Below are 16,076 nucleotides of genomic sequence, written 5' to 3'. Positions count from 1 at the left end.
CGGGGGGGACGGCCGGTGCGGAGGGGTGTCGGCGAAAGGTGAGGCCGCCGGAGTGAAGTACGAGGAGATCCGCGAGGAGATCCACGCCGGTACCGCGGCGCGGACGCTGCCGGCGTGGGCGGGGCGGATCCTCGGCGGAGCCCTGGAGGACGCCGCGGCGGGCCGCTCCTCCGTTCCCGCGGTGCGGCATCCCCTGGGCTTCCTGTGCCTTCCCCTGGAGCGCAGCGGCGACTTCGGGGTGTGCCTGCACATCTGGACGCCGGAGGTGCGTCCGGCGCCGTCCACCACGTCGCCGGTCCACTGCCACAGCTGGGACCTGCTCAGCTTCGTCCTGTACGGGACGGTCCGGAACGTGCGGATGGACGTCAGCGAGGCTTCCGCAACGGGGACGCAGCAGGTCTTCGAGGTCGTGAGCCAGGGCGACCTGGACGAGCTGAGGGCGACCGGGAGGGCCGTCCACTGCGCCCCCGCCAGGTCCAGCACGCACCGGACCGGGGAGTCGTACACCCTGCCCGCCGGTGTCTTCCACAGCACGCTCATAGAGGACGGGCTGGACGCCGCCACGGTCGCCCTCGGCCGGCAGACGCCGGGCGGGGGCGACCTGTCGCTCGGTCCTCTGGACGTTCCCAGCCACAAGGTGCGCCGCTCGCTTTCCGACCACGCCGACACCCTGCGGGCCCTGCGGCGCTCGGCCCGCAGGATCGCCGCAGCCCACTGCTCACCGCGCCGGTAGCCGGACGCCGGATCCCACTGGAGAGGCCCGATGAGACCCACGACCCCGTCAGCGGCCCTTCCGGTCGATCTCTCCGAGGCCCGCCGCGTGGCGGTGGAGGCGGCGGAGGCGGCGGGCGCGCTGCTCAGCGCCCGTGTGGACGGCCCTCTCGGCGTGCGGCCGAAGGGCGCGGGCGGGGACGTGGTGACCGAGCTGGACACGGCCGCCGAGGATCTGATCGTCGGGCGGCTGCGGGCCGCGTACCCGGGGCACCGGATCATCGCCGAGGAGTCCGGGATCCTCGACGGCGCGCCCGGCGAGGAGATGGTCTGGCTCGTCGACCCGCTGGACGGCACCAACAACGTGGCGATCGGCATGCCGGTGTACGCGGTCGGGCTCGCGTTGTGCGCGCGCGCCGAGCCGGTCCTGGGCGTCGTGCACGACCCGGTGAGCGGCCGGACGTGGTCGGCGGTGCGCGGGCGGGGCGCCCTGGGCCCGGAGGGGCGGCCCCTGACGCTGGCCGACCGCCCCCGGCCGGGGCGGGAGAGGAACCCGCTGCTGGCCTGGACGCAGGGCCACCAGGTCGGCGCGGGCGATCCGGTGGCGTTCGCCATGCGCTCGGCCCTGGAGCTGCGGTGCGCGCGCATGCTGCAACTGTGGGCGCCGCTGGTGGCGTGGACGATGCTGGCGCGCGGCGACATCGACGGCATCGTCGGGTACCTGCCCGAGATCGTGGACCTGCCCGCCGGGATGCTGGTGGCGGCCGAGGCGGGCGCCGAGCTGCGCCGCCTGGACGGCGCCCCGTACGAGCTGGGCATCGACCGCCCGGCGTCCGAGCTGGGCTTCGTGGCGGCGCGTCCCGAACTGCTCGACCGGCTCCTGGAGACCACGGCGAAGATCGACCCGCAGGGCGGGCGCGCCTCCCTCGCCCGGTGAGCCCTTCCCCGGGCGTGCTCAGCCGGTCAGCAGGAGGACTCCGACGGCGGCGGCCGAGCCCGTCACGGCCAGGACCGTCCCCGCCAAGACGAACGTGCGCATCGGCACGCGCACGTCCCAGCGCCGGCACCACTCGAACCACAGCAGCGTGGCCAGCGACCCCCAGGGCGTGATGACGGGCCCCACGTTCGTCCCGACGAGCAGGGACAGCAGCTGGTCCTTGTTCGGGGCGGGCACGGCCGATTCCCCTGCCACGTAGGCGGGGAGGTTGTTGAGGACGTTCGACAGCCCCGCCCCCGAGAACGCCGCCCGGACCGCCCCGGCCGTTCCGCCGTCCTCGCCGATCAGTGCGCGCATGGCGTCGTCCAGCCCGAAACGCTCCAGAGTGGGGACGACGAGGAACAGCCCGGTGACGAACACCATGAGCTGCCAGGGGATGAGAGCGGGGCGCAGCGCCGACCGGTCGCGCACGGCGAAGGCGACCACGGCCACGACGGCGGCGGCGGTCGCGGCGACGCCGAGCTGGATCCCGGTGTGCACGCCGGCGAGGATCGCCCCGATGAACAGCAGGCACGCGGCGCCGGTGGCGGAGAACAGCACCCGGTCCTGGACGGGCGCCGGAGCGGGCGGGTCGTAGGTCTCCTCCCCGCGCATCCGCCGCCGCCAGTAGAAGACCCACAGCAGGACCATGGTCACGGCCAGGACCGCCAGCTGCGGCGCCCACATGCGCGCGGCGAACGCCCGGGTCTCCAGCGCCACGCGGTCGGCGGCGAGCAGGTTGGTCAGGTTGGACACCGGGAGGAGCAGGCTCGCGGTGTTGGCCAGCCACACCGTCGTCATGGCCAGCGGGAGGGTCGCGATCCGCGCGCGCGCCGCAAGGGCCAGCATGACGGGGGTCAGCAGTACCGCGGTCGTGTCCAGGTTGAGGAAGACGGTGGTGAGCGACGCGAACGCCACGCACAGCAGGAACAGCGCGGCGTAGTTGCCGCGGCCGGCCTGGGCCATCCGCTGCGCGATCGCGTCGAAGACCCCTGCCTCCTTGGTCAGCTCCGCCAGGATGATGACGCTGAACAGGAAGAGCAGCAGGGGCGCGATCCGTCCGACGCTGGAGCGGGCCGTGTCGGCGGGCAGCAGGCCGGTGGCGACGAACACCAGACCGAGCCCCAGGACGGCGATGCGGATCCAGTCGAGGACGCCCAGGGAGCCCGCGGCGCGGCGGAGGGCCTCGGTCGGAGGGGGCGGCACGCGCGTCATGATTCCACAGGCGGCCGGATGACTGCGTTCCGGCCGTGCTCCGCGCGATACTGGCGCCATGACGACCCCCGGCCACCCCCAGGAGCGCCCGACCGACTTCTTCATCAGCTACTCGCCGGCCGACGAACGGTGGGCGTCGTGGATCGCCTGGCAGCTGGAGGCCGCCGGGCACCGCACGATGATGCAGGCGTGGGACTTCGTGCCCGGGACCAACTTCATCGACTACATGGACCGGGGCCTGTCGGAGGCCAAGGTCGTGGTGGCGGTGCTGTCGCGCAACTACCTGCGCTCGCGGTACGGGCGGATGGAGTGGATGGCGGCGCTGCGGGCCGACCCGGACGACCCGGCGCGCAAGCTGGTCACGGTCCGCATCGAGGACTGCCCGATCGACGGCCTGCTCTCCACGATCACCTACGTGGACCTGGTGGGGGTGGACGACCCGGACGAGGCGCGGCGGCTGCTGACGCGCCGGATCCAGGAGGCCCTCGCCGGCCACGCGCGCCCCCTCGACGGCCCTGGCTTCCCCGGAGCCGGGCAGAACCGCCCCGGGCCGCTTCCCGGTGGCCGGGAACCGCTGATAGGCCGTCTGGAGGAGACTGACGGACCCGGAAGCGGGGGCGGGGGCGGCCGGCCCGGGCCTGCCGGAGAGCGGCCCGCCCGGCGGGCGCCCGTCGCCGCGCCCGCGTTCCCCGCGGCCGACACCGGGCACGAGCCGCGCGAGCACCTGACCGTCCTGCACGTCTCCGGTCCCCGCTTCGGCCGGACGCTGGCCGAGCCCGGCGAGCCGACCACCGCGGTGGAGCTGCAGGACCGGATCTGGAGCGACGTGACGCGGCTGGCCGACGCCGGAGTGCCGCGGCCCGACCTGCTCGTCGTCACCGGGAACCTCACCCACTCGGGAAGCCGCAAGGAGTTCGCCGAGGCGCTGTCGTTCCTGACGAGCCTGCGCGCGCTGCTGGGGCTGGAGGCGCAGCGCGTCGTGGTGGTGCCCGGCACCCACGACGTCACCCGCGCGGCCTGCCAGGCGTACTTCTCCAGCTGCGAGGCCGACGACATCGAGCCGCAGCCGCCGTACTGGCCCAAGTGGCGGCACTACGCGGGCCTGTTCAAGGAGTTCTACCAGGGCATCGACGCGCTCATCTTCGACAGCGCCCAGCCGTGGACGCTGTTCCCCGTCCCCGACCTGAAGGTCGTGGTGGCGGGGCTCAACTCGACGCTGCCGCAGTCCCACCGCGAGGAGGACCGCTACGGGCGCGTCGGCCAGGCGCAGGCCGCCTGGTTCAACCAGCGGCTGCGGCACTTCGAGGACGAGGGCTGGCTTCGCCTCGGCGCCGTCGAGCACACGCCCATCGCGGGCGAGCCGGGCGCGCTGCGCGATCCCGAGACGGTGGAGACGCTCCTCGCCGCCCACATCAACCTGTTCTTCCAGGGGACCGAGTCGGAGTACGGCGCCGTCCCCGTGCTGGCCACCGGCGACGTCCCGTGCGTCCCGGCGCTGGGCCCCGGCCGGCACCAGCTCGTCGTCGTGCGCGGTGACGGGCTGGAGCGCTGGATCCCCGAGGACGCCGCCAGGCGCGGCCCGGAACGCCTCGAACGGTCCTGGACGGCCGTGGGCGGAACGTTCCCGCCGCCCCTCGCGCAGACCCCTCCCGCGCCTCCCTCCCCCGAACTCGGACCCGGCGGCGACGGCACCGCCGACCCCGTCCCCGATCCCACGGGGCGCCTGCTCGACCGCCTGACAGAGGCGTGCGAGACGCGCTTCGAGCGCGCCACCATCCGGCGCATCGTCCCGCCCGCGCGCGAGGACGGCCGCTCCGACCCGCCGCACCTCCTGCTCACCCACCTGGAGGACGGCTTCGTGCGCCAGTACCGCATCGGCGCCCACGTGGGGCAGGTGACCGAGGCGGACGTGGACGCGTTCGTCCGGCACGTGCACGCCGACGGCACCGACCACGGCTCGGAACTGGTGTACCTGGGGCCGGCCCCGGCCCGGTCCCTGCGCGACGACGCGCTGCGCCGCGGCATCCGGGTGCGCAGCCTCACCGAGTTCCAGGGCCTGGTCGACCTCTCGGAGTACGTCGCGGCCCAGACGGGGCGGCTGTCCGCCGGCGGGCTCTACCCGCCGGCCCTGTACGTCCCCCAGCGCTACCGGGAACTCGACCGGTTCCTCCCGGAGAGCGGCCCTGGCGACGGGCGCCGGTCGGGCGCGGACGTCCACGACGACGTGGTCGGCGAGATGCTGCGGCTGCTGGCCGCCGACCACGGGCGGTTCCTGCTGCTGCTCGGCGACTTCGGCCGCGGCAAGACCTTCGCCCTGCGGGAGCTGGCCCGCCGCATCCCGGAGGAGCTGCCGCACGTCGTCCCGATCCTCATCGAGCTGCGGGCGCTCGACAAGGCGCACTCCGTGGACGGCCTGGTCGCCGCGCACCTGGCCAACCACGGCGAGGAGCTGATCGACCTCAAGGCGTTCCACTACATGCTCCGCCAGGGCCGCATCGTCCTGCTCTTCGACGGGTTCGACGAGCTGGTGACGCGGATGACCTACGACCGGGCCGCCGACCACCTCGACACGCTGCTGCAGGCCGCCCAGGACAAGGCGAAGATCGTCGTGGCGAGCCGGACGCAGCACTTCAAGTCCCAGGCGCAGGTGCTCACCGCCCTCGGCGAGAAGGTCGGCGTCCTGCCGCACCGCCGCGTCCTCTCCCTGGAGGAGTTCACGCCCCCGCAGGTCCGCTCGTACCTGGTGAACCGGTACGGCGACGAGGACGCCGCCGAGGACCGGCTGACCCTGCTGGCCGGGATCGAGGAGCTGCTGGCGCTGACGTCCAACCCGCGGATGCTGTCGTTCATCGCCGACCTGCCCGAGGAGCGGCTGCGCGCGGTCGCGCAGGCGCGCCGCGCCGTCAGCCCCGCCGACCTCTACCAGGAGATCCTGTCGTCCTGGCTCGCGTACGAGGCCGAGCGGGTCGGCGGCGCGGGCGGCCCGTCCGGGCTGGAGGTCGACGACATGTGGCAGGCCGTGGGGACGCTCGCGCTGCGGCTGTGGGAGGGCAACGAGCAGTTCCTGCGGCTCGCCGAACTGGCCGACGTCGCCGACGCCCTCACCGGCCTCGCCGGGGGACGGATGTCGCCGCACCAGGTGACCCACGCCGTCGGCGCCGGAAGCCTGCTCGTGCGCACCCCCGAAGGCCTGTTCGGCTTCATCCACACGTCCGTCATGGAGTGGCTCGTCGCCCGGCACATCGCGGACGAGTTCGCCAAGGGCGAGGAACCGGCCGCCCTCGGCCGCCGCGCCCTGACCCAGCTCGCCGTCGACTTCCTCTGCGACCTCGCCGACACCCGCGCCTGCCAGGAATGGACGGCCCGGGTGCTCGCCGACCCCGAGGCCGACGACATCGCCCGCGCCAACGCGATCCGCATCACGACGCGGCTGCGCACCCCCGCCCACACCGACCTGCGCGGCGCCCGCCTGCAGGGCGAGGACCTGTCCTACCGCGACCTCCAGGAGGTCGACCTCACCGGCGCCGACCTCACCGACGCCCAGCTCGTGGGCGCGAACCTCTCGCGCGCCGTCCTGCGCGACGCCTCGCTCGCCGGGGCGCGCCTGGACGAGGCCACCCTGACCGGCGCCGACCTGCGCGGCGCCGACCTGTCCCGGGCCCGCCTGGCCCGCGCCGACCTGCGGGACGTCGCCGTCGAGGGCAGCCGCTGGACCCGCGCCGCCCTCGTCGACGCCGCGCTCCCCGACCGCGTCGCGGCCGCCCCCGAACTGCGCGAGGCGGCGATCGCGCCGGGCCGCCCGATCGACATCCAGGTCGCGCCGGCCGCGGTGGGCGTCCCCTACGGCTTCCACTTCCAGACCAGCCGCCTCCCCCAGCCGCTCGCCTACAGCCCCGCGGGCTCCGTCCTGGCCATCGGCAGCGAGGACGGCGGCGTCCTCGTCTGCGACGCCGTCACGGGCACGCCGCTGCGCAACCTCCAGGGCCACACCGACCGCGCCTACGCGGTCGCCTTCGACGGCGCGGGCGGCCTCCTGGCGAGCGGGTCCGCCGACGGCTCCGTCCGCCTGTGGGACCTCGCCACCGGCCACACCGCGCACACCTTCGCCGTCCACCCCGACGGCGTGTGGCCCCTGGTCGTCGGGGGACGCTCCCCCGCGGGCGGCGACCTCGTCGCCGCCGGCGCCGCCGACGGGACCCTCCGGGTGTGGGACACCGTGTCCGGCCGGCTCCTGCACGAGCTGCCCGGGCACACCGCCCCCGTCTACACCGCCGTGTTCGACCCCGCAGGCTCGCTCATGGTCACCGGCGACGCGGGCGGCACGCTGCGCGTCTGGGACCTCGCTACCGGCGCGCTGCGCCGGGAGTTGGCCGGCCACCACGGCGCGGTGTTCCGCGCCGTGTTCCACCCTGACGGCTCCCTGCTCGCCGCCGGGGACGAGGCGGGCGTCGTCCGGCTCTGGGACATCCGCACCGGCGAGATCCGCCAGGAGCTCCTCGGCCACACCGGCCGCGTCTACGCCATCGCGTTCCACCCGGACGGGGCCCTCCTGGTCACCGGCGACACCGACGGGTCCGTCCGCATCTGGGAGGACGGACGGCAGCGCGGCGCCCTCACCGGCCACGGCGGAGGGATCTACCAGGCCGGCTTCAGCCCGGACGGCGGCCGCCTCGCCACCGCCGACAGCGCCGGGTCCGTCCGCCTGTGGGACCCGCTCACCGGCCGGCAGCGCCTCGAACTGGCCGGGCACCGCGGCGCCGTGTGGCCGTTCGCGTTCCGCCCGGACGGCTCCCAGCTCGCCACCAGCAGCAACGACGGCACGGCGCGGCTGTGGGACGCCGAGACCGGCCAGTGCCGCGTCGTGCTGCGCGGCCACGGCCGCCGCGTCACCGGCGTGGCGTTCAGCCCCGACGGCGGCATGCTCGCCGCCAGCGGCAACGACGGCCTGGTCCGGCTCTGGGACCCGCGCACCGGCCGGATGATCCGCGAGCTGCGCGGCGTCGCCGACAACCTCACCTCCGCGGCGTTCAACACCCGCGACTCGCAGCTCGCCACCGCCACCAACGACGGCGGCGTCCACCTGTGGCAGGCCGGGACGGGCACGTTCGAACGCGAACTGAACGTCGAGACCGACCACGTCTGGGCGCAGGCGTTCGCGCCTTCCGGGGACGTCCTCGCCACCGCCAACGACGACGACTCCGTCCGGCTCTGGTACTGGACGAGCGGCCGCGAGATCGTCAACCTCGCCGACCACCGGGGCCGCGTCCGCTCCATCGACTTCCAGCCCGGCGGCGCCCTGGTCGCCACCGGCTGCGACGACGGCGTCGTCCGCCTCTGGAGCCCCAGCACGGGCGAACTCTCCGCCGCGCTGCGGGGCCACGGCGACCGCGTGTACCAGGTGTCGTTCTCACCGTCCGGGGAGACGCTCGCCAGCGCCGGCAACGACGGGACCGTCCGCCTCTGGGACCCGTCCACGGGCGACCTCCTGCACACCCTCACCGAGCACACCGGGCGCCTGTGGACGACCGCGTTCCACCCGTCCGGGGCGATGCTCGCCAGCGCGGGCGACGACCTCGTCGTGCGCCTCTGGGACCCGTCCGACGGGCGGCTGCTGCACACCCTCACCGGACACACCCGCCGCGTCTGGTCCGCGGCGTTCAGCCCGGACGGCTCCCTGCTCGCCACCGCGGGCGACGACGGCGCCGTCATCCTGTGGGACGTCACCGACCGCACCGCCCCCGCGCGCCGCGCCACCCTCCTCGGCCTGGCCGAGGGCTGGGCCGCCCTGGCCCCCGACGGACGCTACAAGTGGGAGGGCAACGCCACCGCCGAGTTCTGGTACGCCGTGGGCCTGTGCCGCTTCGAGCCGGGCGAGCTCGACGCCTACCTCCCCGAGGTCCGCCGCCTCCCCCTCGACGCCCCGTTCTAGGGGGCGGCGCGGCCGGTGAGCGAGGCCCAGAGCGCGTCGACCTGGGTCTTCAGGTCGGCGAGGGTGCCGGAGTTGTCGATGACGTGGGTGGCGACGGCGCGGCGGTCGGCGCGGGACGCCTGCGCGGCCATGCGGGCGCGGGCGTCCTCCTCCGTCATGCCGCGGCGGGCGACGAGGCGGTCGAGCTGGACCTCCTCGGGCGCGTCCACGACGACGACCTCGTCGTACATGCCGGCCAGGCCGTTCTCCGCCAGGAGGGGGACGTCGTAGACGACGACCGCGTCCGCGGGGGCGGCGTCCATCAGCTCCTGCATCCGCTCCCCCACCAGCGGGTGGACGATCGCGTTCAGGGCGGCGAGCCGGTCCGGGTCGGCGAACACGATGCGGCCGACCTTCTCCCGGTCGAGGGCGCCGTCCGGGAGCAGCACGTCCTCGCCGAACTCCGCCACCACGGCGGCGAGACCCGGGGTGCCCGGCTCGACCACCTCGCGGGCGATCCTGTCGGCGTCGATGACGACCGCGCCGTGACCGCGGAGCCGCCTCGACACCTCGCTCTTGCCCGAACCGATCCCGCCGGTGAGTCCCACTTTCAGCACGGGACTCACCCTAGCGGCGCGGCGGGCGAGGGGTTCCGGCGGCTAGGCGGTCCCGGCGGGGACGAGTGTCTTGCGCATGTGGACGAGGGTGAGGTGCGCGGCGACGCGCTCCCGGTGCGTCTCGGAGTAGCCGAGCCGCCGGTACAGGCGCACGTTCGCCTCGCTGAGGTGGCCGGTGAACAGCACGCACGCGTCGGCGCGCCCGGCGATCTCGTCCTCCAGCTCCGTCATCAGGCGCCGCCCGAGGCCGCGGCGCTGCAGGTCGGGGGCCACGACGAGCCGCCCGACCAGGCACGTGCGGTCGCTGAACTGGGCGCGGACGGCGCCGACGAGGCGGCCGTCCATGACCGCCTTCAGGACCACGGCGTCCCCGGCCAGCACCTTGCGCAACTGCTCGGCCGACTCCACCAGCGGGGGGATGAACGGGTCGCCGTACAGCTGGGCCTCCGTGACGTAGGCGGCCCGCTGCACGGTCATCATCTCCCCCGCGTCCGCAGGGGCCGCCCGCTCGATCGCGACCGTCTCAGCGCTCATGCGCCGTCACCTCGCGGGCAGCCGCCCCCTCGCGCCCCCCGGTTCGCTTCACTCATGTCCCGACCCTAGGGGCAGGCGCCGCCCGCGTCCGCTCACCGGCCGATCCGGACGGTCACCGCGACCGGGTAGTGGTCGGAGGCGTCGGACTCGGGCACGTCGTAGTCGGTGACGAGCACGCCGTCCGACCCGAAGACCCAGTCGGTGCTGGTGCCGTCGGACCTGGTCGGGTACTGCTCGCCGCCGATCGCGGTGTTGCGCAGGTCGGTGCCGTCGGTCATCGCGGTCAGCTCCGGGCTGCCCGGGCCCGCGTTGAAGTCGCCGCCGATGATCGTGCGGGGCGCGCCGCCCCACGCCCGCAGCAGCGCCGCGATCTCCCGGGCCCGCTCGCCGCCCCGGTCGTCGCCGCCCTCCAGGTGCGTCGACCACACGTCCACCGTGGTCGGGCCGACGGCGAGCCGCGCCCACACGTAGCCGCGGATCTGCGACCAGTCGCCCTTCGGCATCCGGCCCGTCCCGGAGCTGCGCACCGGCAGCGACGTCAGGATCGCGTTGCCGAACTGGCCGTCGGCGGCGGGGCCCCAGATCAGCTTCATGCCGAGGCGCCGCGACAGCCACACGGCGACGTCGGTGGTGCCGGACAGCAGCGACCCGCGCCCGGCCTCCTGGAGCAGGACGACCTGCGCGCGCTGCCCCTCGATGACGCGGGCGACGCCCTCCGGGTCGAGGCGGCCGGACTGGTTGACCGCGTCGTGGATGTTGTAGCTGAGCACCCGCACCTGCCCCGCGGCGGGCGCCGCCGGGGCCTCGCCGTCCGGCGCGGCCACGGTGAACACGAGGGTGCCGGCCAGCAGCACCAGCGCGGCGGCGCCGGCGGTGAGGGCCCGCAGCGGGGCACGGGCCGGCAGCGGACCGCCGCGCGCCGCGGCGATCGCCGCGAGCGCGCCGAGCAGGATGCCGGCGAGGCCGGGCAGCAGGTTGTTCGGAACCGGCAGCGGCGAGACCGCGCTGACCTGGTACGGGATGAGGATCGCGGCGACGAGCAGGCCGCCGAGCGCGGCGCCGGCGTCCACCCGCCAGACGGGCCCGCCGGTCCCGGCGCGGCGCAGCGGCGCGCGGCACGCCACGGCGAGCAGCCACGCCGACAGCACCTGCCCGACGATCACGACGGGGACGACCTCGATGCCGGAGACCGCGTACGTCCCGGCGACGGCGCCCGCGCCGACGCCGAGGACCGTCCCGCCGAGCACGCACACGCCGCCCGGCACGGCCCGCACGGCGAGCCCGGAGGCCAGGAACGCCAGCGCGAGGCCCTGGCCGATCACGATCGCGACGTGCGCGCCGGTCAGCGACTGCCACCCCGACGAGGCCACGAACGCGGGGCTGGCGAGGACGAGGATCTGCAGCGCGAGGAACGGCCCGAACGCCGCGGCGCCGAGCGCGTCCCGCCAGGACACGCCGGGCGCGGTGACGGGTCCCGACGCCAGCTCGCGGTAGAGCGCGGCGGCGCCGACGCCGACGAACGCCAGGCAGGCCAGCCAGGGGCCGATGCCGTCGCGCCACACCGGGTCCCAGGTGGCGAAGCACATCCGCACGGCGCCGTCGATGGACAGGCCCGCGACGGTGGCGGTGGCGAAGCCGACCCCCGACAGGCCGCGGGCGCCCTCGTACAGCGCCGCGACGGCGATCATGCCGATGGCGGTGCCGGCGAACGCGAGCCAGGTGCGGGGGTCGAGCGCCTGGGCGAGGAGCCGGACGGCGAACAGCCCGCCGACGCCGGCGAGCAGCAGCCCGCGCGGGCCGGCAAAGCGGCGGATGAGCGGGGCGGCGAACCCGGCGAGGTAGACCGCGAGCACCGCGCCGGCGGCGGCCGCGGTCCCGGCCTCGTCGGCGAAGTGGTCGAGCTGCGGCAGCGAGAACCGCAGCGTCTGCGCGAGCACCGCGACGGTCACGGCGATCAGCGCGAGTCTGGCGGGGCCCTGCGGGACGATCGGGGGGCCGGCCGCGGCCGGGCCGCCGGTCCTGGTGCCTACGTCTGTGCTGGCCAATTGAACGACTGCTCCCGGGGGACGAGCGGACCTTCGGGACGTGCGAATGCTGCGGAGCGCCGCGGACCGGCGCGTGCCATCAGGGTCATGGTGGCGCAACCGCAGCACGGCCGGAGGCCGATCTCGAAAGATCGTTCTCCGGCCGTGTTCAGGGTCTCACCGGCCGCCGCGCGCGAGCCGCCGGGGCGGCCGCGCGCGGACGGCGCGTCGGCTGGGCGTCACTGCCCGCCGGAGAGCTTCTCCCGCAGTGCGGCGAGCGCCTCGTCGGTGGCCAGGGCGCCACCGCCGGACTCGCTCTCGCCGCCGCCGGAGTAGGAGGTCTCGCCGCCACCGCCGCCGCCGCCCGTGGGCTCGGCACCGGCCTCCGCCTCGGCCTTGCGGGCCTCCTCGATCTGCTTGCGGTGGGCGTCGAAGCGGGAGCGGGCCTCGGCGTACTGCCGCTCCCAGGTCTCACGCTGCTCGTCGAAGCCCTCGAGCCATTCGCCGGTGTCGGCGTCGAAGCCCTCGGGGTACTTGTAGTTCCCCTGGTCGTCGTACTCGGCCGGCATGCCGTACAGGGTCGGGTCGAAGTCCTCTTCCTCGATCCCCGCGGCGCCTTCGTTGGCCTGCTTGAGCGACAGGCTGATCCGGCGCCGGTCGAGGTCGATGTCGATGATCTTCACGAAGATCTCGTCGCCGACCTGGACGACCTGCTCGGGGATCTCCACGTGCCGCTCGGCCAGCTCGGAGATGTGCACCAGGCCCTCGATGCCCTCCTCGACGCGGACGAACGCGCCGAACGGCACCAGCTTGGTGACGCGGCCCGGGACGACCTGCCCGATCTGGTGGGTGCGGGCGAACTGCTGCCACGGGTCTTCCTGGGTCGCCTTGAGCGACAGGGAGACGCGCTCGCGCTCCATGTCGACGTCCAGGACCTCGACCGTGACCTCCTGGCCGACCTCGACGACCTCGGAGGGGTGGTCGATGTGCTTCCAGGACAGCTCGGAGACGTGCACCAGACCGTCGACGCCGCCGAGGTCGACGAACGCGCCGAAGTTGACGATCGAGGACACGACGCCCTTGCGGACCTGGCCCTTCTGCAGCGTGTTGAGGAAGGTCTGGCGGACCTCGCTCTGCGTCTGCTCCAGCCAGGCGCGGCGGGACAGGACCACGTTGTTGCGGTTCTTGTCCAGCTCGATGATCTTGGCCTCGAGCTCGCGCCCGACGTAGGGCTGAAGGTCGCGGACCCGGCGCATCTCGACCAGCGAGGCGGGCAGGAAGCCGCGCAGCCCGATGTCGAGGATGAGACCGCCCTTGACGACCTCGATGACCGTGCCGGTGACGATGCCGTCCTCGTCCTTGATCTTCTCGATCGTGCCCCAGGCGCGCTCGTACTGGGCGCGCTTCTTGGACAGGATCAGCCGGCCCTCCTTGTCCTCCTTCTGGAGGACGAGGGCCTCGACGTGGTCTCCGGTGGAGACGACCTCGTTCGGGTCGACGTCGTGCTTGATGGACAGCTCACGCGAGGGGATGACGCCCTCGGTCTTGTAGCCGATGTCGAGGAGGACCTCGTCACGATCGACCTTGACGACAGTGCCTTCGACAATGTCGCCGTCGTTGAAGTACTTGATGGTCTCATCGATCGCGGCGAGGAAGGCTTCCTCGGACCCGATGTCGTTGACCGCTACCTGCGGGGTGGTCGAGGTGGCCTCGGTGCTGCTCGTCATGTGTCGGCTGGCTCCGGTACGGACATGGAAGTCGTGATGGGCATGTGCGCGGAGGGCCGTTATCCGCCCTGCCGAAGACCGGAAGGGAACGCGGACAACCGCCGCGTCAGTGAACCGAACCGATGTCGCCGACCTGACCGAGCGCGAGCCTGCTCCGTCCGAAGCGCGCGCAGGCCCACAGCGCAGCGATCAGGATATGGGACCGAAGTCCCCGGGTCAATCCGGCTGGCGGCGCCGCGATCAGTACATCCGCGCGTAGGCCCGGTACTGCTTGGCGATCCGGTCCTCGGACGCCTTGGGAAACGTCACGGTGTTCGGGTCTCCGTCAGAGGTGTACCGCTCGCCGGGGTTCTTGTCCAGGTACTCCAGCCACGCCGTGGAGCAGTACTTGGTGCAGTCGTTCTCCTTGATCTTGCCCTCGGACCGCACCCGGTCGATGTTCCACCGGTCGAAGTCGGCGTCGAACGGCGAGAGCGACGGCCGCCACCCGGCCAGGAAGATCCCCTGGAAGGCGTAACGGCCGTCCTGCTTCTCGGCCCACGCCTTCTTCTTCGGGACGGCCCCGAACGGGTACGCGAACGTGGTCGCGTGCGTCCCGGTGAGCCGGACGATCCGGTCCTCCATGTCCCCGATCTCCTTGTGCACGCCCTTCTCGGACATGCCGGTCAGGCTCGGGTGGGACACGGTGTGGTTGCCGAGCTCGAACCCGTGCTGCCGGAGCCATCCGAGCCCCGCGGCGGCCCGCGTCTCGTCCATCCCGAACAGCTCCTTGTTCAGGTAGAACGTCGCGACCGGCCGGAACCCCGGGTTCTCCCGCGCGACCTGCTCGATGACCGCCACGGCCGTGTCGGGCGCCGGGTTGCCCTGCGGGTCGAGCCCGAAGTGCCCGGGCGTGCTGTCGTCGAACGTCAGCACCACGGGATGCTTGCCCGCCGGCACGTCGATCCGCCCGCTGACGAACTCCGCCGCCGTGATCGGGTAATAGCCGTCCTTGGCGAGCCCGGTCAGCTCGTCGTACAGCTCCTTGCTCGACCGGTCCAGCGACAGCTCGGGCTTCTTCATGATCCGGTGGTACATCAGCACCGGGATCTGCCCCAGCTCGTTGGCCTTGACCGCGACCGCCCCGGCCGCCGCCGCGGCGATGGGCGTGGACACCGCCACCGAAGGCGTCGCGCTCCCCGAGGCCCCCGGCGCCCCGGGCACCGGCGCAAGCCCGGCCTTGGCGGCTCTCGCGGTGGCCGTCGCCTCGGAAGCGGCCCCGGCCCGCCGGGCCACGTTCTCCTTGCGATGTTCCTTGCGCCCCCCGGGAAGCGTCAGCCCCAGGACAACGGCACAGACGACCACAACTCCAGCAATCTTGTGAAGGAGAGGCACAGTTCCCCCGCCGGTAGACCCGAACAGGACCAGGGGGACAGCGTACGACCCCCCGGACATCTACGGACACCCACCGACCTACCCGAATGATCCCCACGCACCACCCCCACCAGGCCCCACAGAGAATCAAGTCCGAAAACCCCCGGTAAAACCCACCCACCCCCGAAAAACAGCACCCCCGCCACAAAACCCACCCACCCCGCAACCCAACCACCACAAACCGGCACAAATAGCCCCACAAAAGGCACTCCCCCGCCCGATGGCCCAAACCGCCGCCCAGCCAAACCACACAACCCCGACAGATGGCGAAAGACCAAAGCCCGCGCCCACGGCACCCGACGACCTCACTGCCGACGACCCCGCAACCCAAGAAACCAACGGCGACAACGCACCCGCCACCTCATCAGCCAACCGAAGCGCCCCTCAGCCACCCCACCCGAGGAAGCGCACCCAAGCCGCACTCCGACCCCCGCAGAACGTCCATGCCGGGAAAGCCAGGCGCCCGCCTACCCCCCGCTCGGACCTGAAGCGAACCGAGACGACGCCAAAGATCACCCGCAACGTGGGCCCGCCGGGCCCGAGGGAGCAGGGCACGGCAAAAGCCAGCGCAACGACCTCAGCCCGCAACCGCAACCACGCAACAACCTCAATGGTTGCGATCGCGTCCGAAGGCAGGTCCGAGCGAAGCAAGGATCTGATCGCGCAGCGAGCCGCAAGGCGAGACGAAGCGATGCCAGCGATCGCCCGCAGTGCCCGACGACGGAGGGCCGCCAGGCCCGAAAGAGGAGAGCACTGCAAAAAACACAGCGCAACAACCCCAGCCACCGCCGCAACCACGCAACAGCCTCAATGGTTGCGATCGCGTCCGAAGGCAGGTTCAAGCGAAGCGAGAACCTGATCGCGCAGCGAGCCGCAAGGCGAGACGAAGCGATGCCAGCGATCGCCCGCAGTGCCCGACGACGGAGGGCCGCCAGGCCCGAAAGAGGAGAG

At 73.5% G+C, this 16,076-nt stretch carries 9 protein-coding genes; 3 read left to right on the top strand and 6 right to left on the bottom strand.

All coding sequences use genetic code 11. From position 1 onward, the window contains the following. The first annotated feature begins 25 nt into the window (after positions 1-25). Together AB0C87_RS29940 and AB0C87_RS29935 are read left to right on the top strand one after the other, a co-directional pair. Positions 26-733: a hypothetical protein gene (locus tag AB0C87_RS29940; protein WP_360580578.1), complete on the top strand. Its 708-nt coding sequence runs from the start codon at positions 26-28 to the stop codon at positions 731-733. A 30-nt stretch (positions 734-763) separates the two neighbouring features. Beyond that, positions 764-1,648 carry an inositol monophosphatase gene (locus tag AB0C87_RS29935; protein ID WP_345175350.1) on the top strand — a complete coding sequence of 295 codons (885 nt, stop codon included), beginning with the start codon at positions 764-766 and terminating at the stop codon, positions 1,646-1,648. Positions 1,649-1,666: 18 nt separating this feature from the next. Here AB0C87_RS29935 and AB0C87_RS29930 read toward each other — a convergent pair whose 3' ends face one another. After that, positions 1,667-2,893: an SLC13 family permease gene (locus AB0C87_RS29930; RefSeq protein ID WP_345175352.1), complete on the bottom strand. Its 1,227-nt coding sequence runs from the start codon at positions 2,891-2,893 to the stop codon at positions 1,667-1,669. Positions 2,894-2,960: 67 nt separating this feature from the next. Here AB0C87_RS29930 and AB0C87_RS29925 point away from each other — a divergent pair, with 67 nt between their 5' ends. Beyond that, a complete protein-coding gene (locus AB0C87_RS29925; protein ID WP_360580575.1) occupies positions 2,961-8,831 on the top strand; it encodes a TIR domain-containing protein in 5,871 nt (1,956 codons plus the stop codon). Here the strand turns inward: AB0C87_RS29925 and coaE are convergent. The 5 genes from coaE to AB0C87_RS29900 form a co-directional block, all read right to left on the bottom strand. Further along, positions 8,828-9,427: a dephospho-CoA kinase gene (gene coaE, locus AB0C87_RS29920; RefSeq protein WP_345175357.1), complete on the bottom strand. Its 600-nt coding sequence runs from the start codon at positions 9,425-9,427 to the stop codon at positions 8,828-8,830. The two genes, AB0C87_RS29925 and coaE, sit on opposite strands and share 4 nt — an antisense overlap. Before the next feature lie 42 nt (positions 9,428-9,469). Next, positions 9,470-9,961 carry a GNAT family N-acetyltransferase gene (locus AB0C87_RS29915; RefSeq protein ID WP_345175358.1) on the bottom strand — a complete coding sequence of 164 codons (492 nt, stop codon included), beginning with the start codon at positions 9,959-9,961 and terminating at the stop codon, positions 9,470-9,472. A gap of 92 nt (positions 9,962-10,053) precedes the next feature. Next, positions 10,054-12,006, bottom strand: a complete 1,953-nt coding sequence (locus AB0C87_RS29910) for an endonuclease/exonuclease/phosphatase family protein (RefSeq protein WP_360580572.1) — start codon at positions 12,004-12,006, stop codon at positions 10,054-10,056. A 218-nt stretch (positions 12,007-12,224) separates the two neighbouring features. Next, positions 12,225-13,712, bottom strand: a complete 1,488-nt coding sequence (gene rpsA, locus AB0C87_RS29905; protein ID WP_345175361.1) for a 30S ribosomal protein S1 — start codon at positions 13,710-13,712, stop codon at positions 12,225-12,227. Positions 13,713-13,952: 240 nt separating this feature from the next. Then, a complete protein-coding gene (locus AB0C87_RS29900) occupies positions 13,953-14,873 on the bottom strand; it encodes a polysaccharide deacetylase family protein (RefSeq protein WP_345175364.1) in 921 nt (306 codons plus the stop codon). Positions 14,874-16,076 lie beyond the last annotated feature (1,203 nt).

Source organism: Actinomadura sp. NPDC048021 (assembly GCF_040653135.1).
Taxonomy (GTDB): Bacteria; Actinomycetota; Actinomycetes; order Streptosporangiales; family Streptosporangiaceae; genus Spirillospora; species Spirillospora verrucosospora.
This window is presented reverse-complemented; position numbering and strand designations above follow the sequence as displayed.

Coding starts and splice junctions, on each gene's coding strand:
- AB0C87_RS29935 (WP_345175350.1), top strand. CDS start 764: ATGAGACCCACGACCCCGTCAGCGGCCCTTCCGGTCGATCTCTCCGAG.
- AB0C87_RS29925 (WP_360580575.1), top strand. CDS start 2,961: ATGACGACCCCCGGCCACCCCCAGGAGCGCCCGACCGACTTCTTCATC.
- AB0C87_RS29915 (WP_345175358.1), bottom strand. CDS start 9,961: ATGAGCGCTGAGACGGTCGCGATCGAGCGGGCGGCCCCTGCGGACGCG.
- rpsA (WP_345175361.1), bottom strand. CDS start 13,712: ATGACGAGCAGCACCGAGGCCACCTCGACCACCCCGCAGGTAGCGGTC.